The sequence below is a fragment of the Streptomyces sp. NPDC048584 genome, from assembly GCF_043199595.1.
Taxonomy (GTDB): domain Bacteria; phylum Actinomycetota; class Actinomycetes; order Streptomycetales; family Streptomycetaceae; genus Streptomyces; species Streptomyces edwardsiae.
This window is the reverse complement of record NZ_JBICWF010000018.1, coordinates 82,262-105,954: the sequence shown is the minus strand read 5'-3', so window position 1 is coordinate 105,954 and position 23,693 is coordinate 82,262. Positions and strand designations below refer to the sequence as shown.

General features: G+C 71.3%; 21 protein-coding genes and 1 riboswitch. Of the genes, 16 read left to right on the top strand and 5 right to left on the bottom strand.

What is annotated here, in order from left to right:
- Positions 1 to 51 precede the first annotated feature (51 nt).
- A complete protein-coding gene (locus ACGFR9_RS31640; RefSeq protein WP_393215389.1) occupies positions 52 to 1,329 on the top strand; it encodes an Ig-like domain-containing protein in 1,278 nt (425 codons plus the stop codon).
- A gap of 185 nt (positions 1,330 to 1,514) precedes the next feature.
- Here ACGFR9_RS31640 and ACGFR9_RS31635 read toward each other — a convergent pair whose 3' ends face one another.
- Positions 1,515 to 1,916 carry a response regulator transcription factor gene (locus tag ACGFR9_RS31635; protein WP_030228101.1) on the bottom strand — a complete coding sequence of 134 codons (402 nt, stop codon included), beginning with the start codon at positions 1,914 to 1,916 and terminating at the stop codon, positions 1,515 to 1,517.
- A 227-nt stretch (positions 1,917 to 2,143) separates the two neighbouring features.
- Between ACGFR9_RS31635 and ACGFR9_RS31630 the strand changes: the two genes are divergently transcribed.
- The 6 genes from ACGFR9_RS31630 (at position 2,144) to ACGFR9_RS31605 (ending at position 9,203) form a co-directional block, all read left to right on the top strand.
- The gene (locus ACGFR9_RS31630; protein ID WP_030228102.1) at positions 2,144 to 2,755 is read left to right on the top strand and encodes a heme-copper oxidase subunit III; all 612 of its coding nucleotides are present in this window, start codon (positions 2,144 to 2,146) and stop codon (positions 2,753 to 2,755) included.
- 80 nt (positions 2,756 to 2,835) lie between these two features.
- Positions 2,836 to 3,648 (top strand): c-type cytochrome, encoded by an 813-nt coding sequence (locus ACGFR9_RS31625; protein ID WP_311648220.1) that lies wholly within the window; start codon positions 2,836 to 2,838, stop codon positions 3,646 to 3,648.
- Positions 3,645 to 4,703 (top strand): Rieske 2Fe-2S domain-containing protein, encoded by a 1,059-nt coding sequence (locus tag ACGFR9_RS31620; protein ID WP_393215384.1) that lies wholly within the window; start codon positions 3,645 to 3,647, stop codon positions 4,701 to 4,703. The genes ACGFR9_RS31625 and ACGFR9_RS31620 overlap by 4 nt, the downstream gene beginning before the upstream one ends.
- Positions 4,700 to 6,337, top strand: coding sequence for a cytochrome bc complex cytochrome b subunit (locus ACGFR9_RS31615; RefSeq protein WP_393215381.1), 1,638 nt, complete (start codon positions 4,700 to 4,702; stop codon positions 6,335 to 6,337). Before ACGFR9_RS31620 ends, ACGFR9_RS31615 begins: the two co-directional genes overlap by 4 nt.
- Before the next feature lie 153 nt (positions 6,338 to 6,490).
- Positions 6,491 to 7,555, top strand: a complete 1,065-nt coding sequence (trpD, locus tag ACGFR9_RS31610) for an anthranilate phosphoribosyltransferase (RefSeq protein ID WP_393215379.1) — start codon at positions 6,491 to 6,493, stop codon at positions 7,553 to 7,555.
- A 76-nt stretch (positions 7,556 to 7,631) separates the two neighbouring features.
- A riboswitch (SAM riboswitch) is annotated at positions 7,632 to 7,748 on the top strand.
- 162 nt (positions 7,749 to 7,910) lie between these two features.
- Positions 7,911 to 9,203, top strand: a complete 1,293-nt coding sequence (locus ACGFR9_RS31605) for an aminotransferase class V-fold PLP-dependent enzyme (RefSeq protein ID WP_393215376.1) — start codon at positions 7,911 to 7,913, stop codon at positions 9,201 to 9,203.
- A 104-nt stretch (positions 9,204 to 9,307) separates the two neighbouring features.
- Here ACGFR9_RS31605 and ACGFR9_RS31600 read toward each other — a convergent pair whose 3' ends face one another.
- Both ACGFR9_RS31600 and ACGFR9_RS31595 read right to left on the bottom strand, forming a co-directional pair.
- Positions 9,308 to 9,589 (bottom strand): Lrp/AsnC family transcriptional regulator, encoded by a 282-nt coding sequence (locus tag ACGFR9_RS31600; protein ID WP_030228131.1) that lies wholly within the window; start codon positions 9,587 to 9,589, stop codon positions 9,308 to 9,310.
- Complete coding sequence (locus tag ACGFR9_RS31595; RefSeq protein WP_393215373.1) at positions 9,586 to 10,335, bottom strand: rhomboid family intramembrane serine protease; 750 nt, start codon at positions 10,333 to 10,335, stop codon at positions 9,586 to 9,588. The genes ACGFR9_RS31600 and ACGFR9_RS31595 overlap by 4 nt, the downstream gene beginning before the upstream one ends.
- Positions 10,336 to 10,491: 156 nt before the next feature.
- Between ACGFR9_RS31595 and ACGFR9_RS31590 the strand changes: the two genes are divergently transcribed.
- From ACGFR9_RS31590 to ACGFR9_RS31570, 5 genes are all read left to right on the top strand, one after another.
- Positions 10,492 to 10,731, top strand: coding sequence for a hypothetical protein (locus ACGFR9_RS31590; RefSeq protein WP_393215370.1), 240 nt, complete (start codon positions 10,492 to 10,494; stop codon positions 10,729 to 10,731).
- A 102-nt stretch (positions 10,732 to 10,833) separates the two neighbouring features.
- On the top strand, positions 10,834 to 12,177 hold the full coding sequence (locus ACGFR9_RS31585; protein ID WP_393215367.1) for an NYN domain-containing protein: 1,344 nt from the start codon (positions 10,834 to 10,836) through the stop codon (positions 12,175 to 12,177).
- Positions 12,178 to 12,434: 257 nt separating this feature from the next.
- Positions 12,435 to 13,475 (top strand): NlpC/P60 family protein, encoded by a 1,041-nt coding sequence (locus tag ACGFR9_RS31580; RefSeq protein WP_393215365.1) that lies wholly within the window; start codon positions 12,435 to 12,437, stop codon positions 13,473 to 13,475.
- A gap of 188 nt (positions 13,476 to 13,663) precedes the next feature.
- Entirely contained in the window at positions 13,664 to 14,674 is a 1,011-nt protein-coding gene (locus ACGFR9_RS31575; protein ID WP_393215362.1) for an NlpC/P60 family protein, read from the top strand.
- Between the two features lie 32 nt (positions 14,675 to 14,706).
- Complete coding sequence (locus ACGFR9_RS31570) at positions 14,707 to 15,897, top strand: hypothetical protein (RefSeq protein ID WP_393215359.1); 1,191 nt, start codon at positions 14,707 to 14,709, stop codon at positions 15,895 to 15,897.
- A gap of 349 nt (positions 15,898 to 16,246) precedes the next feature.
- Here ACGFR9_RS31570 and ACGFR9_RS31565 read toward each other — a convergent pair whose 3' ends face one another.
- Positions 16,247 to 17,476, bottom strand: coding sequence for a glycosyltransferase 87 family protein (locus ACGFR9_RS31565; RefSeq protein ID WP_393215356.1), 1,230 nt, complete (start codon positions 17,474 to 17,476; stop codon positions 16,247 to 16,249).
- Between the two features lie 122 nt (positions 17,477 to 17,598).
- Here ACGFR9_RS31565 and ACGFR9_RS31560 point away from each other — a divergent pair, with 122 nt between their 5' ends.
- On the top strand, positions 17,599 to 18,741 hold the full coding sequence (locus ACGFR9_RS31560; protein WP_393215353.1) for a glycosyltransferase family 4 protein: 1,143 nt from the start codon (positions 17,599 to 17,601) through the stop codon (positions 18,739 to 18,741).
- Between the two features lie 202 nt (positions 18,742 to 18,943).
- Here ACGFR9_RS31560 and ACGFR9_RS31555 read toward each other — a convergent pair whose 3' ends face one another.
- The gene (locus tag ACGFR9_RS31555) at positions 18,944 to 20,740 is read right to left on the bottom strand and encodes an AMP-dependent synthetase/ligase (RefSeq protein WP_393215350.1); all 1,797 of its coding nucleotides are present in this window, start codon (positions 20,738 to 20,740) and stop codon (positions 18,944 to 18,946) included.
- A 300-nt stretch (positions 20,741 to 21,040) separates the two neighbouring features.
- On the opposite strand from ACGFR9_RS31555, the gene ACGFR9_RS31550 reads away from it, so the two are divergent.
- The 3 genes from ACGFR9_RS31550 to ACGFR9_RS31540 all read left to right on the top strand — a co-directional run bounded on the left by ACGFR9_RS31550 (position 21,041) and on the right by ACGFR9_RS31540 (position 23,674).
- Positions 21,041 to 21,838: a metallophosphoesterase gene (locus tag ACGFR9_RS31550; protein ID WP_393215346.1), complete on the top strand. Its 798-nt coding sequence runs from the start codon at positions 21,041 to 21,043 to the stop codon at positions 21,836 to 21,838.
- 94 nt (positions 21,839 to 21,932) lie between these two features.
- Positions 21,933 to 22,376, top strand: coding sequence for an SRPBCC family protein (locus ACGFR9_RS31545; RefSeq protein WP_393215343.1), 444 nt, complete (start codon positions 21,933 to 21,935; stop codon positions 22,374 to 22,376).
- Positions 22,377 to 22,525: 149 nt separating this feature from the next.
- Positions 22,526 to 23,674 (top strand): ArsA family ATPase, encoded by a 1,149-nt coding sequence (locus ACGFR9_RS31540; RefSeq protein WP_393215340.1) that lies wholly within the window; start codon positions 22,526 to 22,528, stop codon positions 23,672 to 23,674.
- Positions 23,675 to 23,693 lie beyond the last annotated feature (19 nt).

Sequence of the window (23,693 nt, the reverse complement as noted above, 5' to 3'; positions counted from 1 at the left end):
GTTCGGGCCGTCCAGTGAGCCGACGCCCTGGCGGGTTCCTAGCGTGAGGACATGAGACGCACAGAGCCTCCTCGTGGCGCGGGCACCGGGCGAAGCCGTGTCGTGGGCCGCGCCCTGCTGGTGATCGCCCTCGGCGCGGGCGTCGCCGGCTGTTCCTCGGACGGCAGCCCGCTGTCCGCCGAGCCCTACGACGCGGCGGACCGGATCTCCTTCAGCGGCTCCATCGAGGCAGGCGAGAAGGCCGACCCCGACAAGCCCCTGGAAGTGGTCGCCAAGGACTCCGACGGCCGTATCACGGACGTCACCGCCGTGGACGCCTCCGGGCGCCACGTGGCGGGCGAACTGGCCGCCGACGGCAGCCGCTGGCACAGCACCTCCCCGCTGGCCGCCGACGCCCAGTACACGGTCCGGGTGAGCACCGAGGACGAGGACGGGGCGTCCGGTCGCAAGGTCCTCACCTTCACCACCGGCAAGCCGGGCACCGCCAAGCGGCTGGCCGTCACCTTCGGCCCCAGGGCGGGCACATACGGCGTCGGCCAGCCCCTCACCGCGGAGCTCAGCGAACCCGTCAAGGACCGCGCCCAGCGCGCCGTGGTGGAGCGTTCGCTGAAGGTCGAGTCCACGCCCGCCGTGGCCGGCACCTGGTACTGGGTGGACGACAAGAAGCTGCACTACCGTCCCCGGGACTACTGGCCCGCCCACGCCACCATCAGCGTGCGCAGCATCCTGGAGGGCATCAAGGTCAACGACCGGCTGCGGGGCGGCAGGACCGAGCCGCTGACCATCCGTACCGGCGACCGGGTGATAGCCGTCACCGACGCGGCCACGCACCAGCTGACCGTCTTCAAGAACGACGAGGCGATCAAGGAGATCCCGGTCACCACCGGCAAGTCCGGCTTCGAGACCCGCAACGGCGTCAAGGTCGTCCTCGGCAAGGAGCCCTTCGTACGTATGCGCAGTACCACCGTCGGCATCGCCGAGGGCTCCTCCGAGTCGTACGACCTCGACGTCCGCTTCGCCACCCGGGTGACCTGGAGCGGCGAGTACGTGCACGCCGCCCCCTGGTCCGTCGACTCCCAGGGCTACGACAACGTCAGCCACGGCTGCGTCGGCATGAGCACCGACAACGCGGAGTGGTTCTTCGACACCGTCCGCGAGGGCGACATCGTCAAGGTCGAGAACTCGGCCGGCGAGACGATGGAACCCTTCGGCAACGGCTACGGCGACTGGAACCTCGACTGGCAACAATGGCAGTCGGGCAGCGCCCTGACCGCGCAGAAGACCCCGAACACCCAACAAGGTGCACGCCTCCGGCCGACGGCGGCCTGACCCCCCGGGGGTGCTGCGGGCCAGCGCGGCCGGCAGCACCCCCGGGGCCCGGCCACACGCCCCGCTCGAACACGCCGCGGCCGGCAGCACCCTCAGGGGCGCGGGGAACCGCGCGACCAACCCCCACCGGCCCGCGGTCGCCGAACCACGGCCGGAACCGAGCTCCTGGGCCCTCGCGAAGAGCCTTACGCCCCCGCGAGAGCCTTACGCCGCAGCAGGGAGGCCAACGCCGAGGCGAACTCCACCGGCTCCACCGGCAAGGTGACCGCGGCCTCGGCCCGGCTCCACGTGGCCAGCCACGCATCCTGCGGCCTGCCGATCAGCAAAAGCACCGGCGGACAGTTGAACACCTCGTCCTTGATCTGCCGGCACACCCCCATGCCCCCCATCGGCACGGCCTCACCGTCCAGCACACACACGTCGATGCCTCCCCGGTCCAACTCCGCCAGCACCGCCGCCGGGGTCGCGCACTCCACGAACTCCACGACGGGCACGTCCGGCGCCGGCCGTCGCCCCGTGGCGAGCCGCACCTGCTCCCGGGTGTTGGCGTCGTCGCTGTAGACCAGCACCGTGGCGGTCGCCTGCATTGTTCCTCCACGCGTAAGAGAGAGGGCACGGCTCTGTCGGGAACTTCGGGTACCGATGGCGCGGATGCTACCCCCTCCGACCGCTTGTCAACACTGGTTCGGACACGCCTTCGAGACCCGTCCGCAACGCGCCGCGCATGGGCCATCCGGGCAGTCCAGGAGGGCCGAACACACCGAACGGCACCCCCGGGAGTGAGGGCGGGATAAGCGACCGACATAATGTCGGCGTGGCGACAGCAACGACAGTAGATACCGGGCACGCGCACCCGTCGGTCAACCGACCGAACCTCACCAGCGTCGGAACCATCATCTGGCTGAGTTCCGAGCTGATGTTCTTCGCGGCCCTCTTCGCGATGTACTTCACCCTGCGATCGGTGACCGGACCCGACTTCTGGTCGGAGAAGGCCGACGCCCTGAACTTCCCGTTCTCGGCGACGAACACCACGATCCTGGTGCTCTCCTCCCTCACCTGCCAGCTCGGCGTGTTCGCGGCCGAGCGCGGTGACGTGAAGAAGCTCCGGATGTGGTTCATCGTCACCTTCATCATGGGCGCGGTCTTCGTCGGCGGTCAGGTCTTCGAGTACACCGAGCTGGTCAAGCACGAGGGCCTGTCCCTCTCCTCCGACGCATACGGCTCGGTCTTCTACCTGACCACCGGTTTCCACGGCCTGCACGTGACAGGCGGCCTGATCGCCTTCCTGCTGGTCCTGGGCCGGACCTACGCGGCCAAGAGGTTCACTCACGAGCAGGCGACCGCGGCGATCGTCGTGTCCTATTACTGGCACTTCGTCGATGTCGTCTGGATCGGACTCTTCGCCACGATCTACATGATCAAGTAGGCGGGCCCGTACCCGCGCGCTCCGCAGGAGCGCACCAACCAGAAGCATCGACGCAGAAGATCCTGACACCGGGGTAATCCGTGAAAAAGCTCTCCGCACGACGACGCCATCCGCTGGCGGCGCTCGTCGTCCTACTCCTGGCGCTGGCATGCACCGGGGGGCTGTACGCCGTGTTCGCACCCGCGGACAAGGCGCAGGCCGACGAGTCCGCCCAGACCCTCACGATCGAGGAGGGCAAGAAGCTCTACACGGTCGGCTGCGCCAGCTGCCACGGCACCGGCGGTCAGGGCACCTCCGACGGCCCGAGCGTGGTGGGCGTGGGCGCCGCGGCCGTGGACTTCCAGGTGAGCACCGGCCGTATGCCGGCCGCCACCTCGCAGGGCGCTCAGGTCCCGCGCAAGAAGGCCATCTACAACCAGGCCGAGATCGACCAGCTCGCGGCGTACATCGCCTCCCTGGGCGCCGGCCCGGCCGTTCCCACCGAGGCGCAGTACGGCCCCGAGGGCGCCGACATCGCCAAGGGCGGCGAACTGTTCCGCAACAACTGCGCGCAGTGCCACAACTTCACCGGCAAGGGCGGTGCGCTCACGCACGGCAAGTACGCCCCGAGCCTGGACGGCGTCGCCCCCAAGCACCTCTACGAGGCCATGCTCACCGGCCCGCAGAACATGCCCTCCTTCCCCGACACCACGCTGTCGGAGCAGAACAAGAAGGACATCATCGCGTACCTGAACGCGGTCAACGGTGAGGAGACGGAGAGCCCCGGCGGACTGACGCTCGGTGGACTCGGCCCGGTCTCCGAGGGTCTGTTCGCGTGGGTCTTCGGACTCGGCGCGCTGATCGCGGCCGCCGTCTGGGTCGCCGCTCGGACCGCAAAGGCCAAGAAGTCATGAGTAGCCACGACATCCCCGAAGAGAACCTGCCCGACGCGCAGGACACCCCCCACGGCGCGGTGAAGCTCGCGGACGAGCGGAACCCGTTCGCCGACCCGGGGCTGCCGCCCCACGAGCACCGGATCCAGGACATCGACGAGCGGGCCGCCAAGCGGTCCGAGCGCACGGTCGCCCTGCTGTTCACGCTGTCGATGCTGGCCACCGTCGGCTTCATCGCCTCGTACGTGACGATCCCGGTCGACCAGTCGGTCTACATCTTCCCGCTCGGTCACATCGGCGCGCTGAACTTCGCGCTCGGCATGACGCTCGGTGTCGCCCTGTTCGCCATCGGCGCCGGCGCGGTCCACTGGGCCCGCACGCTGATGTCCGACCAGGAACTCACCGACGAGCGCCACCCGGTCGAGGCCTCCCCGGAGACCAAGGCGCAGGTCATGGACGACTTCCGGCAGGGTGCCAAGGAGTCCGCGCTCGGCCGCCGCAAGCTGATCCGCAACACGATGTTCGGCGCGCTCGCCCTGTTCCCGCTCTCCGGTGTGGTGCTGCTGCGCGACCTCGGGCCGCTGCCCGGGACCAAGCTGCGCCACACCCTGTGGTCCAAGGGCAAGCTGCTGGTCAACATGAACACGAACGAGCCGATGCGGCCGTCCGACATCATCGTGGGCTCGCTGACCTTCGCCAAGCCCGAGGGCCTGGAGGAGCACGACCACGAATTCCAGACCCAGATCGCCAAGGCCGCCCTGATGCTGGTCCGGATCAAGCCGGACGACATCAAGGACAAGCGCCAGCTCGAGTGGTCGCACGAGGGCATCGTCGCGTACTCGAAGATCTGCACCCACGTCGGTTGCCCGATCTCCCTGTACGAGCAGCAGACGCACCACGCGCTCTGCCCCTGCCACCAGTCCACCTTCGACCTCTCCGACGGAGCCCGGGTGATCTTCGGTCCCGCCGGTCACGCCCTGCCGCAGCTGCGCATCGGCGTGAACGACGAGGGCTACCTCGAAGCGCTCGGCGACTTCGACGAGCCCGTCGGTCCTGCCTTCTGGGAGCGCGGATGAGTACTACGACGACCCCCGAGTCCCGCTCACGCGGGAAGGCGCCGGCCGGTGAACGCGTCGCCGACTGGGCCGACGGCCGGCTGGGGATCTACTCCCTGGCCAAGGCCAACATGCGGAAGATCTTCCCCGACCACCCGTCGTTCATGCTGGGTGAGATCTGCCTCTACAGCTTCCTGATCATCATCCTCACGGGTGTGTATCTGACGCTGTTCTTCCACCCGTCGATGAACGAGGTGGAGTACCACGGCAGCTACGTCCCGATGCAGGGACAGCTGATGAGCGAGGCCTACAAGTCGACGCTGGACATCAGCTTCGACGTCCGTGGCGGTCTGCTGATCCGGCAGATCCACCACTGGGCCGCGCTGGTCTTCCTGGCCGGCATGTTCATCCACATGATGCGGGTGTTCTTCACCGGCGCGTTCCGCAAGCCGCGTGAGATCAACTGGCTGTTCGGCTTCCTGCTGTTCGTCCTGGGCATGTTCACCGGTTTCACCGGCTACTCGCTCCCGGACGACCTGCTCTCCGGCACCGGTATCCGCTTCATGGAGGGCGCGATCCTGTCCGTGCCGATCGTCGGCACGTACATCTCGTTCTTCCTGTTCGGCGGCGAGTTCCCCGGCGACGACTTCGTGGCCAGGTTCTTCTCGATCCACGTGCTGCTGCTGCCGGGCATCATGCTCGGCCTCGTGGTGGCGCACCTGATCCTGGTCGTCTACCACAAGCACACGCAGTTCGCGGGCCCCGGCAAGACCAACAAGAACGTGGTCGGCATGCCGCTGATGCCGGTGTACATGGCCAAGGCGGGAGGCTTCTTCTTCCTGGTCTTCGGTGTGCTCGCGGCCGTCGCGGCGATCGCCACGATCAACCCGATCTGGGCCATCGGCCCCTACCGCCCGGACATGGTCTCCACGGGCGCCCAGCCGGACTGGTACATGGGCTTCTCCGAGGGCCTGATCCGTGTCATGCCGGGCTGGGAGATCAACTTCTGGGGTCACACGCTCGTCCTGGGCGTGTTCATCCCGCTGCTGATCTTCCCGCTGGTCCTGGTGGCCATCGCGGTGTACCCGTTCATCGAGTCCTGGGTCACCGGCGACAAGCGCGAGCACCACATCCTGGACCGCCCGCGCAACGTCCCGACCCGTACCGCGTTCGGCGTCGCCTGGATCACGCTGTACTTCGTGCTCCTCGTCGGCGGTGGCAACGACCTGTGGGCCACGCACTTCCACCTGTCGATCAACGCCATCACCTGGTTCGTCCGGATCGCGTTCTTCGTGGCGCCGGTCCTGGCGTTCATCGTCACCAAGCGGATCTGCCTCGGCCTGCAGCGCCGGGACAAGGACAAGGTGCTGCACGGCCGCGAGTCGGGCATCATCAAGCGCCTGCCGCACGGTGAGTTCATCGAGGTCCACGAGCCGCTCAGCCAGGAGCAGCTGCACACGCTCACCGCGCACGAGCAGTACCAGCCGGCCGAGATCGGCCCGGCGGTCGACGAGAACGGCGTCCGCCGCAAGGTGCCGGCCACGGAGAAGCTGCGCGCCAAGCTGAGCAAGGGCTACTACGGCGACGACGGCCAGATCCCGAAGCCGACCGTCGAGGAGTACAAGGAGATCACGAGCGGCCACGGCCACCACTGATCACCCGAGGCACCATCCCAGTCGCCACACGACGGCGAAGGGCCCCCGTCCGTTCTTCGGACGGGGGCCCTTCGGCGTCCCCGGTCCTGGATAGGGTGGAGCCCGGGACCCCTCCCGGCATCCCGGACTCTTCTACGACCATCAGGAGCGGCCATGAGCGCTGTGACCCCCGCTGGAGGCGACACCGCGGCGGGCCGGTCCTGGCCCGCGCTGCTGAACGGTCTGCTGGACGGCCATGACCTGTCCGCCGACGACACCGCCTGGGCCATGGACCTGATCATGCGCGGCGAGGCGACCGACGCGCAGATCGCCGGCTTCGCGGTGTCGCTGCGCGCCAAGGGCGAGACCGTAGAGGAGATCACCGGCTGCGTCCGGGCGCTGTACGACCACGCCAACGTGATCCAGGTGCCGGGCGAGACGGTCGACATCGTCGGCACCGGCGGTGACGGCGCCAAGACGGTCAACATCTCCACGATGTCCTCCATCGTCGTGGCCGGCACCGGCGCCAAGGTCGTCAAGCACGGCAACCGGGCCGCGTCCTCCGCCTCCGGCGCCTCCGACGTCCTGGAGAAGCTCGGCGTCAATCTGCAGCTGACCCCGCGCCGGGTCGCCGAGGTCGCGGAGGAGGCCGGGATCACCTTCTGCTTCGCCGTGAAGTTCCACCCGGCGCTGCGCCATGTCGCCGCCGCACGTGGCCAGTTGGGCATCCGCACGGTGTTCAACTTCCTCGGCCCGCTGGCCAACCCGGCGCAGGTCAAGGCGCAGGCCGTCGGGGTCGCGGACCCCCGGATGGCGCCCATCATGGCGGGCGTGTTCGCCGGGCGCGGTCACTCCTCGCTGGTGTTCCGCGGCGACGACGGACTCGACGAGCTGACCACCACCGCCACCTCCCGGGTATGGGTGGTCCGGGACGGCGAGGTCACCGAGGAGGCGTTCGACCCGCGCGACGCCGGCCTCGACCTGGTCCCGGTGGAGGCCCTGCGCGGCGCCGACGCCTCCTACAACGCCGAGGTCGCCCGCCGCCTCCTCGACGGCGAGTCCGGCCCGGTACGGGACGCGGTCCTGCTGAACTCGGCGGCGGCCCTGGTCGCCCTGAAGCCGGGCCCCGGCACCCTGACGGACCAGATCCGGGCCGGCATGGCGCGGGCGGCCGAGGCGATCGACTCCGGCGCGGCGAAGCGGGTACTGGAACGCTGGGTGACGGTCAGCAACGCGTAACCGTTCCACGCCGTCATGTCCCGCGATCCGGACACGGGTTGCGGGACATCGATCATTTCGCGTACGTTCCTGTCCAGGTCATGAGTGACAGCCATCAGGCCCCGGCCGGCTGTCCGGCAACCCTCCGTCCGTGGCGGGGTGCCCCGGGTGAAGACCAGGCCGTGGGCAGCAAGGCTCACGGCAAGCGCGGACCCCTCGCCCACCAGGGGTCCTGGTCGTCGAGGAGCCTCCCGTGAGCAAGCGAATGCGATAGGGCCGCCGAGCCCCGCCTCCGCGCACCCCTTTCCCTTTTCTTCCGTGCTTGAGCGCCGCGCGCTCGTACGGGAATTCCGCCTGCCTCAACGGGAGTTCCGCCATGTCCGTCTCCACCGCCGCCGTCTCCACCGCCGCCGTCGCCGCCCCGTCCGTCCACGCCCCGCTGCCCGTCCTCGGACTGGACGTCACCGTCCCCCTCGCCTCCGGCGGCGAGGTCACCTACGCCGCCCTCGACTACGCCGCCAGCGCCCCCGCCCTCCAGCGGGTGTGGGACGACGTGGCCGCGTACGCGCCGTACTACGGCAGTGTCCACCGGGGCGCCGGATACCTCTCCCAGCTCTCCACCGACCTGTTCGAGAACGCCCGCCGTACCGTCGCCGAGTTCCTCGACTGCCGTACCGGCGACCAGGTGCTGTTCACCCGGTCCACCACCGACTCGCTCAACCTGCTCGCCACCGCCCTCCCCGACGGCTGCGAGGTGTTCGTGTTCGAGACCGAGCACCACGCGTCCCTGCTGCCCTGGCGGAACGCCCGCGTCACCTTCCTCGACGCCCCGCGCAGCCACCGCGCGGCCGTCGACACCCTGGAGCGCGCCCTCGCCGGCCGCGACCCGCACGGCCCCGCCCTCGTCTGCGTCACCGGCGCCTCCAACGTCACCGGTGAGCTGTGGCCCGTACGGGAACTCGCGGCCGTCGCGCACGCGCACGGTGCGAGGATCGTGCTGGACGCCGCGCAGCTCGCTCCGCACCACCCGGTGAGCGTCCGGGAGCTGGACGTCGACTGGGTCGCCTTCTCCGGGCACAAGCTGTACGCGCCCTTCGGGGCCGGTGTGCTGGCGGGCCGTACGGACTGGCTGGGGGAGGCCGAGCCGTACCTGGCGGGCGGCGGCGCCAGCCGTAGGGTCGCCCGGCGGGAGGACGGGGGAGTGGACGTCGAGTGGCACGAGGGCGTGGCCCGGCACGAGGCCGGCTCGCCCAACGTCATCGGCGCCCACGCCATCGCGTCCGCCTGCAAGGCGCTCGGCTCGGCGGGGTTCGACGCGTTGCGGGCCCGTGAGGAGCGGCTGATCCGCGTGGTGCGGGAGGGGCTGGCGGATGTGCCCGAGGTGCGGTTCCTGTCGCTGTTCGGGGACGACGCGGCGCGGGTGGGCGTGCTGTCGTTCGTGGTCGAGGGCTGGGAGAGCGCGTCCTTCGCCGCGGCGCTTTCCGGCTCGTACGGGATCGGGGTGCGGGACGGGTTGTTCTGCGCGCATCCGCTGGTGCGGGTGCTGATCGGCGCGGAGGGGGAGTGCGGGTCCGCGGATTCGCTGGGGGCGATCCGCGTCAGCTTCGGCGCGGGTACGCCCGACGAGCACGTGGAGCGCTTCGTGCGGGCGGTACGGGAGCTGGTCTGAGGGAAGCCGGCCCCTCCGGCGTTCGAGGAGCGGGGTCCGGGGCGGAGCCCCAGGTTCGGGACGGGAAGGGGCGGCGGGGGCGAAAAAATCCCGGCGCCCCGCCCCTAACTGTCCAGCCCGATGGCGAACGCGGCCTCCAGATCATGCTGGGAGTACGTCCGGAACGCCACATGCGTATCCGTCCCCTCCACCCCCGCGATCTTGCTGATCCGCCCCGGAATGACCTCCGCCAGATCCTCGTGCTCCCGCACCCGCACCATGGCGATCAGGTCATACGTCCCGGTCACGGAGAACACCTCGCTCACACTCTCCAGCGCGGCGATCTCCTCCGCGATCTCGGGAATCCGGTCCACACTGGTCTTGACGAGGACGATCGCGGTGATCACGGCTGGTTCTCTCCCTCGGGGGCCGGAGCAGGGGTGCCCTTCACTGTAGTCGCCCGCCCGAACCGCACCCACGCGTAGCCGAGCCCCAGCCCGAACCCGATCAGATGCGCCAGATACGCCACCCCCGGCCCCTCACCGGCCTGCCCCGTGGCCGCCACCCACTGCAGCGCCGCCCAGAACGGCAGCACCACCCACGCAGGCAGCCGCACCGGCAGGAAGAACAGGAACGGCAGCAGACTGGTCACCCGCGCCCGCGGGAACAGGAAGAGGAACGCGCCGAGCACCGCCGAGATCGCCCCCGAGGCACCGACCAGCGACCGCTCGGACCCGGCGTTGGCGGCGGCGTACCCCAGCAGCGCGAGATAGCCGCAGCCGGCGTAGCAGAGGCTGAACCGCACCCGGCCCATCCGGGCCTCGGCCATCGCCCCGAAGACCTGGAGGAACAGCATGTTGCCGAGCAGATGCACCCAGCTGCCGTGCACGAACAGTGCCGTGGCGGGGGTGAGGAGGGCCCCGGGGGTGATCCCGGGGGAACCATCGAACAGGTCTGCGGGAATGACGCCCCAGCGCCGGAAATAGGCCCTTTGCGCAGCCAGCAGCTCCTCCCCGCTGCCGTCCGCCGGGTTCAGGCCCGAGGCCGGTCCGATGAGGAAGACCAGGCAGCACAGCGCGATGAGGGTGTGGGTGACCGGCGCGGACGTCCCCCGGATCACCCCGGCGGCCGCCCCGCTCCACTTGCGGATCATGAACACAGAGCATGACGTAACCGGACGCAACCGCACAGACCGCCTCGCCGCCCCGGACGGGCGGGCGGCGAAGACTCGCCAGGCCGTAGGGTTACGAGCCACACGCACCGGGGATCCGGTGTGTCACGGACACTGGAAGGAAGGCGAACAGCCACGATGACGGTTCCTCTGCCGACCGCCTCGACGCGGTGGCGCTGCACCCTCTGCGGCAACCTCACCCGCTTCGACGTGACCCGCTCGTCGAAGGTTGTCGAGTACGTCCACCTCGATCTGGCCGGAGAGCCCAAGGTCGAGGAGCGCGAGGTGCTCGATGAGACCATTGAGACGGTGCGGTGCCGCTGGTGCAACGCGGTGGACCAGGTGGAACTCGTGGACAGGCCGGGTGCCGGCTCCTGAGCGAAGGGGGTCCCTCCCGCTCGAGCGAAGTCGAGAGCGGGGGAGGGCCCGCTGACGCCGACCCCGCGCACGGGGTCGCATACAGACATTGGGGTGTGACGGATGGTGGAGACCACGGGCGGGGGGCCGCAGGACGGCGCCGCCGAGGTGCTCGACCGTCCGCTGCCCGACGGAGTGCGCCGCAGGGTCGTACAGATCGTCGCCGACGGCTTCGGCGGCCTCACGGTCGCCGAGCTGCCCGCCCAGCTGCGGCAGTACGCGCGCTTCGCCCCGAACCGCCGCGCCAAGTTCGCCGGCAACGCCATGGCCGCCGCGCTGGAGACCGAACCGCTGTTCCGGCAGCGCATCGGCGAGAAGCTCAGAGAAGCCCAGCCGGAGCTGACCGGCGCCCTCGACTCCGGCTCCCCGCCCCCGGCCGCGGACCCGCTCGACGTGGCGGCCGCGGCCTATGTGCTCCGCCCGCCCGGCTGGGTCAAGCTCGTCACCGCCGCCGGCGAGGAGGCCCAGCGCGCCGACGCCGAGCGCGCCGACGAGGAGACCCGGGCCGAGCTGGAGCGGCTGCGCGCCGAGGCCGCCCGCGCCCGCGAGCACACCAAGTCCGAGACCGAGCGGCTGCGCGCCGAGCTGGACGCGGCGAAGAAGGAGGCCGAGTCGCTGCACCGCAAGCTGCGCTCCGCCCTCAGCGACGTCAAGCGCGGCGAGGCCGCGGTGCGCAAGCTGCGCGGCGAGATGGAGACCGTTCGCGCCGAGGGCCATGCCCAGGTGTCGGCCGCCGAGAGTGAGAGCCGGCGCCTCAAGGCCCGCCTCGGGGAGACCGAGGCCGCCCTCGAGGCCGCCCGCCGGGCCGCCCGCGAGGGCCGCAGCGTCGAGGACATGCGGGTCCGGCTGCTCCTCGACACCGTCCTGGACGCCGCCCAGGGGCTCCGCAGGGAGCTGGCGCTGCCCCCTGTGTCGGTCCGGCCCGCCGAGACCGTGGACGCCGTCGAACCCGGCCGGATGACCCCGAAGGACATCGCCAACCGCGCGCTGTCCGAGCACGACCCGGCCGTCCTCGACCAGCTGCTGGCGCTGCCCCAGGCCCATCTGGTCGTCGACGGCTACAACGTCACCAAGACCGGCTACCCCCAGATGCCCCTCGAGAAGCAGCGGCTGCGGCTGCTGGGCCAGCTCGCCCAGCTCGCCGCCCAGACCGGCGCCGAGGTGACCTGCGTCTTCGACGGCGCAGAACTGGCCGCCCCGGTGCTGCTCGCGCCGCCGCGCGGCGTGCGGGTGCTGTTCTCCAAGCCCGGTGTCACCGCCGACGAGCTGATCCGCCGGCTGGTGCGCGCGGAGCCGCCGGGCCGGCCCGTCATCGTCGCCTCCACCGACCGCGAGGTCGCCGACGGAGTGGCCCGCGCCGGCGCGCGCCCGGTCGCCTCCGCGATGCTCCTCAAGCGGCTCGCGTAACCCTCTCCCTCACACGGCTTACCTCACGCATCCTTCGCATCCGTCACCCGTGCAACGTACGGGATCTATGCCCGAATTGACGGAACCGTCACGCAACGTAGCGTCAAGCAGACGTCACTGCAGGTGAGTTGGGACCGAATAAACGCCCCGTCACGGAGATTTTGTGCCCAGGGATTTGAACTGATCACAAGAGAATCACTATGGTCAGGCTTCGAACCCTCGCTCGCGCGATCACTCTCGAGAAGGAGCTCGTCTCCGTGGCGTCCCACCGTCGTCCCAAACAGCCGAGCCGCGCACGCGTGACTGTGCTCACCACCGCTGCCGCTGCCGCCGTCGTCATGAGCTCGCAGGCCGCCAACGCGGCGCCCAGCGAGAAGCCGAGCAAGGACGAGGTCAAGGCCAAGGTCGACAAGCTCTACGAGCAGGCCGAGCAGGCCACCGAGAAGTACAACGGCGCCAAGGAGAAGCAGGAGAAGCTCCAGAAGGAGATCTCCACGATCCAGGACAACGTCGCCAAGGGCCAGCAGGAGCTCAACGAGCTGCGCGACGGCCTCGGTTCGATGGCCAGCGCCCAGTACCGCAGCGGCGGCATCGACCCCTCCCTCCAGCTCTTCCTCTCCGCCGACCCGGACGACTACCTCGACAAGGCGTCCACGCTCGACCAGCTGAGCACCCAGCAGGTCGACGCGCTCAAGGAGATCCAGGCGAAGCAGCGCGAACTCGCCCAGCAGCGCTCCGAGGCGTCCGAGAAGCTCAAGGACCTCTCCGCCACCCGCACCGAACTGGGCAAGAAGAAGAAGGAAGTCCAGGGCAAGCTGTCCTCCGCGCAGAAGCTGCTCAACACGCTCAGCGCGGCGGAGAAGCAGCAGCTCGCCGACGAGCAGAGCCGCGCCACCCGCACCAGCGAGCGCGACGCCCTCCAGGTGAACGTCCCGGCCGGCTCCGGCCGCGCCGCCGCCGCCTTCGCCGCCGCCCAGAGCAAGCTCGGCACCCCGTACGTCTACGGCGCCACCGGCCCGTCCTCCTACGACTGCTCCGGCCTCACCTCCTGGGCGTACGCGCAGGCCGGTGTCGGCATCCCGCGCACGTCCGAGGCGCAGACCGGCGCGGGCACCCGGATCTACTCGGTGAGCCAGCTCAAGGTCGGCGACCTGGTGTTCTTCTTCAACGACCTGCACCACGTGGGCCTCTACGCGGGCAACGGCCAGATCATCCACGCCCCCCGCACCGGCACCGTCGTCCGCTACGAGTCGATGAACACCATCGGCGGCCCCTTCATGTTCGGCGTCCGCGTCTGACACCTGTCCGCGTGCCCCCGAACGGGGGATTCGCAGCCACGCCGATCTTCCCCGCGCCCCGCCTCTGACGCAGGTCACAGGCGGGGCGTCACTGTGTGCACCGGCCACGGCCAACGCTCCGGGCGTCGTCGTGACGGCTACTGTCTGCCGCGTTTCCCTGTCCGCCAGCGGAAGGAGCGCGGCTTCCCGTGGGGTCCCATCGCCGTACCGCACCCTCGTCCGGATCCGACCGGGGCGCCGTCGTCGCCCTCGGTCTGCTGTCGGCGGCGGCCACCGCCCTCGGCACCGTACCGGCCACGGCCGCACCGCACGACGTCACCCGGGCCGACGTGGACCGCCTGTACCGGGAGGCCGAGAAGGCGACCGAGGCGTACAACGAGGCCGACGAGCGGGCCGACGCACTGCGCCGGCAGATCGCCGCCGCCCAGGACGGCATCGCCCGGCAGCAGCAGCGCGTCAACACCATGCGGGAGTCGCTGGGCTCACTCGCCGGCGCCCAGTACCGCTCCGGCGGCCTCGACACGGCGCTCACCCTGCTGCTCTCCGACGATCCCGAGGACTACCTGGAGAAGGCCGCCGTCCTGGACCGGATCACCGTCCACCAGGCCGGTGAGCTGAGGAGGCTGCGCGCCGCCCTGCGCTCCCTCGCCCAGGACCGCGCGGAGGCGGCCGGGAAGCTCGGCGCGCTGGAGAAGAGCCGTGAGGACGTCGCCGCGCACAAGCGGGCCGTCGAGCGCAAGCTCACCGAGGCCCGCCGGCTGCTCGGCTCCCTCCCGGCCGGTGAACGCGCCGCCTGGGACCGCGCCTCCCGTTCCGCACGCGCGGACCTGCTCGGCCCCGCGGTCCCCGCGTCGGGCCGCGCGGCGGCCGCCGTCGCCGCCGCCCGCTCCGCCCTCGGCAAACCCTACGTATGGGGCGCCAACGGCCCCACCGGATTCGACTGCTCCGGGCTGACCCAGTGGTCGTACGCACAGGCCGGGGTCGCGCTGCCGCGCACCTCGCAGGCCCAGCGGTACGCCGGCCGGCAGGTCCCGCTGTCCGAGGCGCGCCCCGGTGACCTGGTCGTCTACCGCTCCGACGCCAGCCATGTCGGGATGTACATGGGCAACGGCCAGGTGATCCACGCGCCCTATCCCGGCGCCCCGGTGCGGTACGACCCGGTCGGGATGATGCCGGTCTCGTCGGTCACCAGGGTCTGACCGCACCGGCCCGGCACCCGTACCCTCGAAAGGTGGCTGGTCGAAGGCGGGTGCCGGGTGCGTCGGTGATGGCGCTGTGTCTGCTCCTCGTCGCCCTCGTGGGGTGCGGGGCGGGACCGGCCGTCGACGCCGCCCGCGCGGAGGTCCAGGCCGTCCTCGACCGGCGCGCGGAGGCCGTCCTCGACCGTGACCCGGCCGCGTACGCCCGTACCGGCACCCGGGCCGGCTTCGACAACCTGCGCGCCGTGCCGCTCGCGGACTGGTCGTACCGGGTCACCGCCCTGGACCGCACCGGCGACACCGCCACCGCCTCCGCCGACCTGCGCTACCGCGTCGAGGGCTACGACGGGTCCCCGGTCACCACCGCCCGCTCACTGAGCCTGAGCCGGGACGGGGACGGCCGCTGGTACGTCGACTCCGACCGGCCCGCGCAGAAGTCCGGCCAGCAGCTGTGGGACCAGGGCGCCGCCCGCGCGGTACGCGGTGAGCGGAGCCTGGTCCTGGGCGTCGGGCAGCCCGACGACACGCTGCGGGAGTACGCCGGGCTGGCCGACCGCGCCGTACCCGCCGTGTCCGACGCGTGGGGGCCCCGGTGGGCCGGGCGCGTGGTCGTGCTCGTCCCGGAGACCCTGGAGGGCATGGCGGGCCTGCTGGGCTCGCCCCCCTCCTCCTACCGGGGCATCGCGGCGGTCACCACGGGCACCACCGGGGAGGACGGCCCGGCACCGGCGGACCGGGTCATCGTCAACCCGGACGCCTTCGGACTGCTCGGCGACTCGGGCCGGCAGGTCGTCCTCACCCACGAGACGACCCACGTCGCCACCCGCGCCCACACCTCCGCCGCGACCCCGCTGTGGCTGTCCGAGGGCTTCGCCGACTGGGTCGGCTACCGCGACAGCGCCCGCACCCCCGCCGAGACCGCACCGGAGCTCGCCCACGCGGTGACCAGCGGCGAGGTCCCGGCCGGTCTCCCCGAGGACGAGGACTTCGGCTTCACGGGCGACGCGGACCGCCTGGCCCGCGCGTACGAGAGCGGCTGGCTGGCCTGCCGCCTCATCGCGGCCCACTGGAGCGAACAGCACCTGATCGACTTCTACCGGGCAGTCGGCGCCCACGAGGACCGCGAAGGCGCGGTGGAATCAGCCATGCACAGCGTCCTGGACACCACCCGAGAAGCCTTCACAGCCAAATGGCACCAGTACATAGAAACCACCCTGCCCTGACCCCCTCCGCGGGCAGCCGCCCCACCGGTCCGGCAAACCCGCCCCCGCCCCTCCGCCCCCCGCCTTCCGCCCCCCGCCTTCCGCACTCCGCGGGCAATCGTGCCGCTGGGGCGGCACGGGTGGGCGCGACGGCACCCCGCAAGCGCCGGGCCGCGCGAACACCCCCCGGCCCACCCCAACACCCGGCACTGCACTAGACCCCCCGGCCCACCCCAACACCCGGCACCGCACAAGCACCCCCCGGCCCACCCCGACGCGCGGCACCGCACAAGCACCCCCCGGCCCACCCCGACGCGCGGCACCGCACAAACCCAGGGGCGCCAGCCCCCCGCCCGCACCGACGCCGGCGTCAGGGTGACACCGGCGACTCCGCCGCACGCGCGACCGCCCGCACGGAAGACCCCCGCCCCGGAACCGTCGCAGACCACAACACCCGCCCCGCCACAACAGCCGCGGCCACCAGCAACCCATTACGCGACACCAGCAGCGCGACACCGAGCGCATCGCTCGCCACCACATGCCCGAACCACACCGGAAACTCCAGCACCGTCACCAGCGAAGCCCCCAGGACGAGGACAGCCGGCACCCCCATCCGACTCCCGCGAAAACAGAGACACACCCCCGCGAGCCCCACCAGCCACACCATGTACTGCGGACTGATCACCCGACTGGTCGCCGTGAACAACAGCACCGCCACGAACGCCGCGTCGGCCACCCCGGACGAGGCGAGCCGACCGGCCCGCACCCGCCACCACACCAGCCACCCCAACGCACCCCCGCTGAGCAACAACGCCCCCGTACTCACCCACCCCACATACGGCCCCAGAAACTCCACCGAGCCGTAGTTCAGCAGCACCTGCCCCTCCCACCCATGGTGCCGGGCCACATGAAAGACCAGCGCCCCCAGCGACTCCACCTCCGTCCCCCGGTCCCGCTGAAACCCGAGAAACGCGAACGCCCCCGGCATCAGCACGGCGAACACCCCGGCCACCCCCGCACCGGTCACCGCCGCCCACACCCACGCCCCCCACCGCCGCACGCCGACCAGCAACAGCGCCGGCCACACCTTCACCACGGCCCCGAACCCCACGAGCACCCCCGCCAGCCGTGGACAGCGGACGGCCGCCAGCAGCGCCGCCACGGCGACCGCGGTCACCATCACGTCGTAGCGCGCGTACACCGTCGGCCCGAGCAGCGGCACCCCCACCACCCACACCCACGCCCCGCGCGTCGACCGCCCGGCCCCGCGCCCCCCGTGCAGCAGCAACGCCAGCGTGACCAGGTCGGCGACGAGCGCCAGCGCGAAGAACGCGGTGGCGTACTCCAGGAACGGCAGCAGCCCGGGGGAGAGGATCGCCAGCGCCGCGGCGGGCGGATACTGCCAGGTGACGTCCTCCAGCGGAAACGTCCCGGAGCTCAGGACGTCGTACCAGCCCCGGTAGATCACCGACACGTCGGTGGTGACGTCCGGCCCGGGGAAGGCGATCACCTTCAGGACGCACAGCAGCAGCGCGGCCCGCGTCAGTCCCCACAGAAGCAGCAGCCCGGCGAGGGAGCCCCGTACGGCCGTCGTCCTCATGTGCTCCCTGCCCGTCCGGTGTGGGGGTCCGTGCGCAGCCATGATGTCCCGGACTCCTGTGCACGTGCCACAGAGCGCCGCCGTGGCGGACGCGTACCCTCCGTTCGGTAGGGTCGGCGGCGATGCACAAGACCTTGATCGTGACCAACGACTTCCCGCCCCGCCCCGGCGGCATCCAGGCGTTCCTGCACAACATGGCGCTACGGCTCGACCCCGAGCGGGTGGTCGTCTACGCGTCCACCTGGAAGCGCTCCCGGGAGGGTGTCGAGGCGACCGCCGCCTTCGACGCCGAGCAGCCCTTCACCGTCGTACGCGACCGTACGACCATGCTGCTGCCCACTCCGGCCGCCACCCGGCGGGCCGTGGGACTGCTGCGCGAGCACGGGTGCCAGTCGGTGTGGTTCGGGGCGGCGGCGCCGCTCGGCCTGATGGCGCCGGCACTGCGCCGCGCGGGCGCCCGGCGGATCGTCGCCACCACGCACGGCCACGAGGCCGGCTGGGCCCAGCTGCCCGCCGCACGCCGACTCCTGCGCCGTATCGGCGAGTCCACGGACACGATCACCTACCTGGGCGAGTACACGCGCTCCCGGATCGCCACCGCGCTCACCCCCGAGGCGACCTCCCGGATGGTGCAACTGCCGCCCGGCGTCGACGAGAAGACCTTCCACCCCGGCTCGGGCGGCGACGACGTACGCGCCCGCCTAGGGCTGACCGACCGCCCGGTGGTCGTCTGCGTCTCCCGGCTGGTGCCGCGCAAGGGGCAGGACACGCTGATCCGGGCGATGCCCGCGATCCTGTCCGCCGAACCGGACGCCGTCCTGCTGATCGTCGGCGGCGGCCCCTACGAGCCGGACCTGCGCAAGCTCGCCACCGCCACCGGCGTCGCCGGCTCCGTACGCTTCACCGGCCCCGTCCCCTGGTCCGAACTGCCCGCCCACTACGGCGCCGGCGACGTCTTCGCCATGCCCTGCCGCACCCGGCGCGGAGGCCTGGACGTCGAAGGCCTCGGCATCGTCTACCTGGAAGCCTCCGCGACCGGCCTCCCGGTCGTCGCCGGCGACTCCGGCGGCGCCCCCGACGCGGTCCTCGACGGCGAGACCGGCTGGGTCGTCCCCGGCCATTCCCCCGCCCAGACAGCGGACCGCGTCACAACCCTCCTCGCCGACAAGGAACTCCGCCGCAGAATGGGCGAACGAGGCAGGGAATGGGTGGAACAGAAATGGCGCTGGGACCTACTGGCCGAACACCTCAAGAACCTTCTCTGAAGGGGCCGCTCCGGAGAGGGTGCTCTGGAAACGCCGTCCGGCGGCAGCTCCTTCAGGGGCGCGGCCCCTGGGACGAGGCTCGCTCTCCCGGCACCGCCGAGTCCAACCCCCTCAGGGGCGCGGGGAACTGCGAGACCAGCCACCCTCAACCCGCACCCGCCGACGGCGCCAGAGCCGCCCCCCCCACGGCGCCAAAAAGCCCCTACTTGGAGTAGATCGCCTCGATCTCGTGAGCGTAGTCCTTGACCACGACATTCCGCTTCAGCTTCAACGACGGCGTCAGATGACCCGACTCCTCGGTGAACTGAGCCGGAAGAATCCGGAACTTCCGCACCGATTCCGCTTTGGAAACCGCCGAGTTGCCGTCGTCCACGGCCTTCTGGATCTCGGCAAGCAGATCCGCGTCCCTGCTCAGCGACGACGCCGTCGACCCCTCCGGCTTGCCGTGCTCGGCGCACCAACGCCCCAGAAACTCCTCGTCGATGGTGACCAGCGCGCCCACGAACGGCCGCCCGTCGCCCACGACCATGCACTCCGCGACCAGCGCGTGCGCCCGGATCCGGTCCTCGATGACCGCCGGGGCGACGTTCTTGCCGCCCGCCGTCACCAGTATTTCCTTCTTACGGCCGGTGATCCGCAGATAACCGTCCTCGTCCAGGGTGCCGATGTCCCCGGTGTGGAACCAGCCGTCGGCCAGCGCCTCGGCGGTCGCGGCCGGGTTGTTCCAGTACTCCTTGAACAGGTGCTCGCCGTGCAGCAGCACCTCGCCGTCATCCGCAATCCGCACGACCGACCCGGGCAGCGGCTGGCCGACCGTGCCGATCTTCTGCCGGTCCCACGGGTTGAACGCGGTCGCCGCGCACGACTCGGTGAGGCCGTAGCCCTCCAGCACGCTGAAGCCGATCCCGCGGAAGAAGTGGCCCAGGCGCTCGCCCAGCGGGGCACCGCCGGAGATGGCGTACTCGCCGCGCCCGCCCAGCACCGCGCGCAGCTTGCCGTAGACCAGCTTGTCGAACACCTTGTGCCTGACCCTCAGACCGACCGACGGCCCGGACGGTGTGTCCAGCGCCCGGCTGTAGGCGATCGCCGTGTCCGCCGCCTTGTCGAAGATCTTGCCCTTGCCGTCGGCCTGCGCCTTGGCCCGCGCCGAGTTGTAGACCTTCTCGAACACGCGCGGCACGCCCAGGATCAGCGTGGGGCGGAACGCGGCCAGCTCGTCGGTGAGGTTCTTGATGTCGGGCAGACAGCCCAGCTTGATCGGGGCCATCATGGGCGCGATCTGCACCAGCCGCCCGAAGACGTGCGCGAGCGGCAGGAACAGCAGCACCGAGCACTCGCCCGTACGGAACAGCGGCCGCAGCCGCTCCACGATGTTGCCGCACTCGGCGAAGAAGCTGCGGTGGGTGAGCACACAGCCCTTGGGCCGGCCGGTCGTACCGGAGGTGTAGACGATGGTCGCCGGGTCGTCCGCCTTCGCGAAGGAGCCGCGCTCCTCGACCGTCTCGTCCGTGACGTCCTGGCCGAGCCGTCCCAGCTCCTCGATCGCGCCGGCCTCGATCTGCCACAGGTTCTTCAGCGCGGGCAGCCGGTCGCGTACGGACTCCACGTCCGCCGAGTGGGCGTCGAGCTCCACGAAGCAGGCGGTGGCGCCGGAGTCGCTGAGGATCCACGCCACCTGCTCCGGCGAACTGGTCTCGTACACCGGCACGGTCACCGCGCCGGCGCTCCAGATCGCGAAGTCCAGCAGCGTCCACTCGTAGCGGGTGCGGGACATCAGGCCGACCCGGTCGCCGGGCTGCACACCGGCGGCGATCATGCCTTTGGCGGCCGCCCGTACCTCCGCCAGGAAGGTGGTCGCCGTCACGTCCTGCCAGGTCCCGCCCACCTTGCGGGCGATGACGGCGACATCGGGGTGCTGCGCGGCGTTTCTGCGGACGATGTCGGTCAGATTGCCGTCCGCGGGGACCTCGTACAGGGCCGGAAGGCTGAACTCGCGCAAGACTGCTGCTCCTCTTAGGGCGCCGGCGCCACGACGTTGTGCGAATGCGACGACGGTGCGGTCCAAGGCTCGGGCGGGTGCTCGCGGATTCACATGTTGAAATCCTGAGCACGACTGGACTGCCCGGACGTTACCCGCCGGTATGGCGTCTACGACAGGGGGTCCCCACGAGATGTTCGCTGCGTCACACGGGTTGGTGTTTCATCGCGCACAGTAGTCCACCCCTGAACCGCCGGGCCAGTAACCGCAGGTAGGCCCGCCATTGTTCACGCGTGCCGCACACGCTTACCCTTGATCGCCATGGCATCCACACCAGGCGGAAACCGGCGAAGAAGCGTCCATGTGGTCAGCGACGTCCACGGCAACGCCCGTGACCTCGCCCGGGCCGGCGAGGGCGCCGATGCCCTGATCTGCCTGGGTGACCTGGTGCTCTTCCTGGACTACGCCGACCACTCCCGGGGCATCTTCCCCGACCTCTTCGGCCGGGAGAACGCCGACCGCATCGTGGAGCTGCGCACCGCCCGGCGCTTCGAGGAGGCGCGCGAGTTCCAGCGCGGGCTGTGGGAGGGCATCGGCATGGACAGGGCCGCGGCCGTCGAGAAGGCGGTGCGCAAGCAGTACGCCGAGCTGTTCGCCGCGTTCCCCACCCCGACGTACGCGACCTACGGCAATGTCGACATGCCGCCCCTGTGGCCCGAGTACGCGGGCCCCGGCACCACCGTGCTGGACGGACAGCGGGTGGAGATCGGCGGCTGGACCTTCGGCTTCGTCGGCGGCGGGCTGCGCACGCCGATGCGGACGCCGTACGAGATCGGTGACGAGGAGTACGCGGCGAAGATCGAGGCCGTGGGCGAGGTCGACGTGCTGTGCACGCACATCCCGCCGGAGGTGCCCGAGCTGGTCTACGACACCGTCGCGCGCCGCTTCGAACGCGGCAGCCGTGCCCTGCTGGACGCCATCCGCCGCACCCGGCCCCGCTACTCCCTGTTCGGACATGTCCACCAGCCGCTGGTACGGCGGATGCGGATCGGCGCCACCGAGTGTGTCAACGTGGGCCACTTCGCGAGCCGCGGGCGGCCCTGGCGGCTGGAATGGTGACGATGCCCCAGGTCGGGTGCGTTGCGCCGGTCGGGCGCGCGATAGCCTTCCCCCGCACGACGACTACCGGCCCGCATCTGGAGGAGCCACGGCGATGGCGGAACACACCAGCTCGAGCATCACGATCGAGGCGGCGGCGGCCGATGTGATGGGGGTGATCGCCGACTTCGCCCGCTACCCGGACTGGACGGGTGAGGTGAAGGAGGCGGAGGTCCTCGCGACCGACGCCGAGGGCCGCGCCGAGCAGGTGCGCCTCGTCATGGACGCCGGCGCGATCAAGGACGACCAGACCCTCGCCTACACCTGGACCGGCGCGCACGAGGTCGCCTGGACCCTGGTGAAGTCCCAGATGCTCCGCTCCCTGGACGGCTCCTACATCCTCACCCCCACCACCCCGGGCACCACAGAGGTCACGTACCGCCTCACGGTCGACGTCAAGATCCCCATGCTCGGCATGATCAAACGCAAGGCGGAAAAGGTCATCATCGACCGGGCCCTGGCAGGCCTGAAGAAACGAGTGGAGTCCGGCTCGAAGTAACCGCGCCGCCCGCCGCGCCCCGTCATCGCGGGCAGTCGTGCCGCCGGGGCGGCACGGGCGGGCGCGGCGGCACGGGCGGGCGCGGCGGCACCCCGCACTCGCCGGGCCGCACAACATCCCCCGCCCCTCCTCCACTACCGTTCACCCCCATGCGCACCCTCCTGATCACGGGCCCCGGCGGCAGCGGCCGCACCACGACCGCCGCCGCCACCGCGCTGGCCGCAGCCCGCGAGGGCACCCGCACCCTGCTCCTCGGCACCGACCCCGCGGACACCCTCCCCACCGCACTGGGCGCCGAGACCACCCCCCGCCTCACCACCCGCCGCATCGACCCCGACACCACCGCCAGAGAAGACCTCACCGCCCTCCAGGCCCGAGCCGCCCCCGCCCTCGACCTCCTCGGCACCCCCCGCCTGGACCCCGAGGAATTCACCCCCCTCCCCGGCGCCGAGGAACTCGCCATCCTCCGCGCCCTGCGCGACGCCGCACTCGACGACTCCTACGACCTCCTCGTCGTCGACCTCCCGCCCACCCCCCGCGCCCTCACCCTCCTCGCGCTCCCCGAAGAGCTCCGCCGCTACCTCCGCCGTCTCCTCCCGCCCGAGCGCCAGGCCGCCCGCGCCCTGCGCCCCATGCTCGGCCGCCTCGCCGGCGTCCCCATGCCCGCCGAGTGGCTGTACGAGACGGCAGCCCGCCTCGACCTCCAACTCGCCGCCGTCGAGGCCGTACTCGCCGACCGCGACACCGTCGTACGCCTGGTCGCCGAACCGGGCCCGGCCGGCGCCGGCGCCGTACGCGTCGCCACCCTCGGCCTCGCCCTGCGCGGTCTGCGCACGGACGCGCTGATCGCGAACCGCGTCCTCCCGGAGAGCGACCCGGACAGCTGGCTCGCCGGCCCCGTCGCCCAGCAGCGCAAGACCCTGGACGAGTGGCGTCAGTCGTACGACGTCCACCCGGTCGCCCACCTGGGCCGCGACCCCCGGGGCGCCGACGACCTCGCCGCCCTCGCCGTACCCCCCGCCCCGACCGGGCCCGGCACCGTCACCTGGCCGGTCACCGACCACCTCGCCGACGACGGCGTCCTGGTCTGGCACCTCCCCCTCCCCGGCGCCCGCCGCGACGAACTCGATCTGGTCCGGCGCGGCGACGAGATCGTCGTGACCGCGGGACCGTTCCGCCGCACCGTCCCGCTGCCCTCCGCACTGCGCCGCTGCACCGTCGCCGGCGCGGCCCTGCGCGACGGCGAACTCCGTATCCGGTTCCGTCCGGATCCGGCACTGTGGCCGCGCACCCGCTGAACCGACACCGGCCGTTCGG

What these genes read in the sequence shown, in the direction of transcription:
- ACGFR9_RS31640 (WP_393215389.1), top strand. Translation starts at nt 52, where the DNA reads ATGAGACGCACAGAGCCTCCTCGTGGCGCGGGCACCGGGCGAAGCCGT.
- ACGFR9_RS31635 (WP_030228101.1), bottom strand. Translation starts at nt 1,916, where the DNA reads ATGCAGGCGACCGCCACGGTGCTGGTCTACAGCGACGACGCCAACACC.
- ACGFR9_RS31620 (WP_393215384.1), top strand. Translation starts at nt 3,645, where the DNA reads ATGAGTAGCCACGACATCCCCGAAGAGAACCTGCCCGACGCGCAGGAC.
- ACGFR9_RS31615 (WP_393215381.1), top strand. Translation starts at nt 4,700, where the DNA reads ATGAGTACTACGACGACCCCCGAGTCCCGCTCACGCGGGAAGGCGCCG.
- trpD (WP_393215379.1), top strand. Translation starts at nt 6,491, where the DNA reads ATGAGCGCTGTGACCCCCGCTGGAGGCGACACCGCGGCGGGCCGGTCC.
- ACGFR9_RS31605 (WP_393215376.1), top strand. Translation starts at nt 7,911, where the DNA reads ATGTCCGTCTCCACCGCCGCCGTCTCCACCGCCGCCGTCGCCGCCCCG.
- ACGFR9_RS31595 (WP_393215373.1), bottom strand. Translation starts at nt 10,335, where the DNA reads ATGATCCGCAAGTGGAGCGGGGCGGCCGCCGGGGTGATCCGGGGGACG.
- ACGFR9_RS31590 (WP_393215370.1), top strand. Translation starts at nt 10,492, where the DNA reads ATGACGGTTCCTCTGCCGACCGCCTCGACGCGGTGGCGCTGCACCCTC.
- ACGFR9_RS31585 (WP_393215367.1), top strand. Translation starts at nt 10,834, where the DNA reads ATGGTGGAGACCACGGGCGGGGGGCCGCAGGACGGCGCCGCCGAGGTG.
- ACGFR9_RS31565 (WP_393215356.1), bottom strand. Translation starts at nt 17,476, where the DNA reads ATGAGGACGACGGCCGTACGGGGCTCCCTCGCCGGGCTGCTGCTTCTG.
- ACGFR9_RS31560 (WP_393215353.1), top strand. Translation starts at nt 17,599, where the DNA reads ATGCACAAGACCTTGATCGTGACCAACGACTTCCCGCCCCGCCCCGGC.
- ACGFR9_RS31550 (WP_393215346.1), top strand. Translation starts at nt 21,041, where the DNA reads ATGGCATCCACACCAGGCGGAAACCGGCGAAGAAGCGTCCATGTGGTC.
- ACGFR9_RS31545 (WP_393215343.1), top strand. Translation starts at nt 21,933, where the DNA reads ATGGCGGAACACACCAGCTCGAGCATCACGATCGAGGCGGCGGCGGCC.
- ACGFR9_RS31540 (WP_393215340.1), top strand. Translation starts at nt 22,526, where the DNA reads ATGCGCACCCTCCTGATCACGGGCCCCGGCGGCAGCGGCCGCACCACG.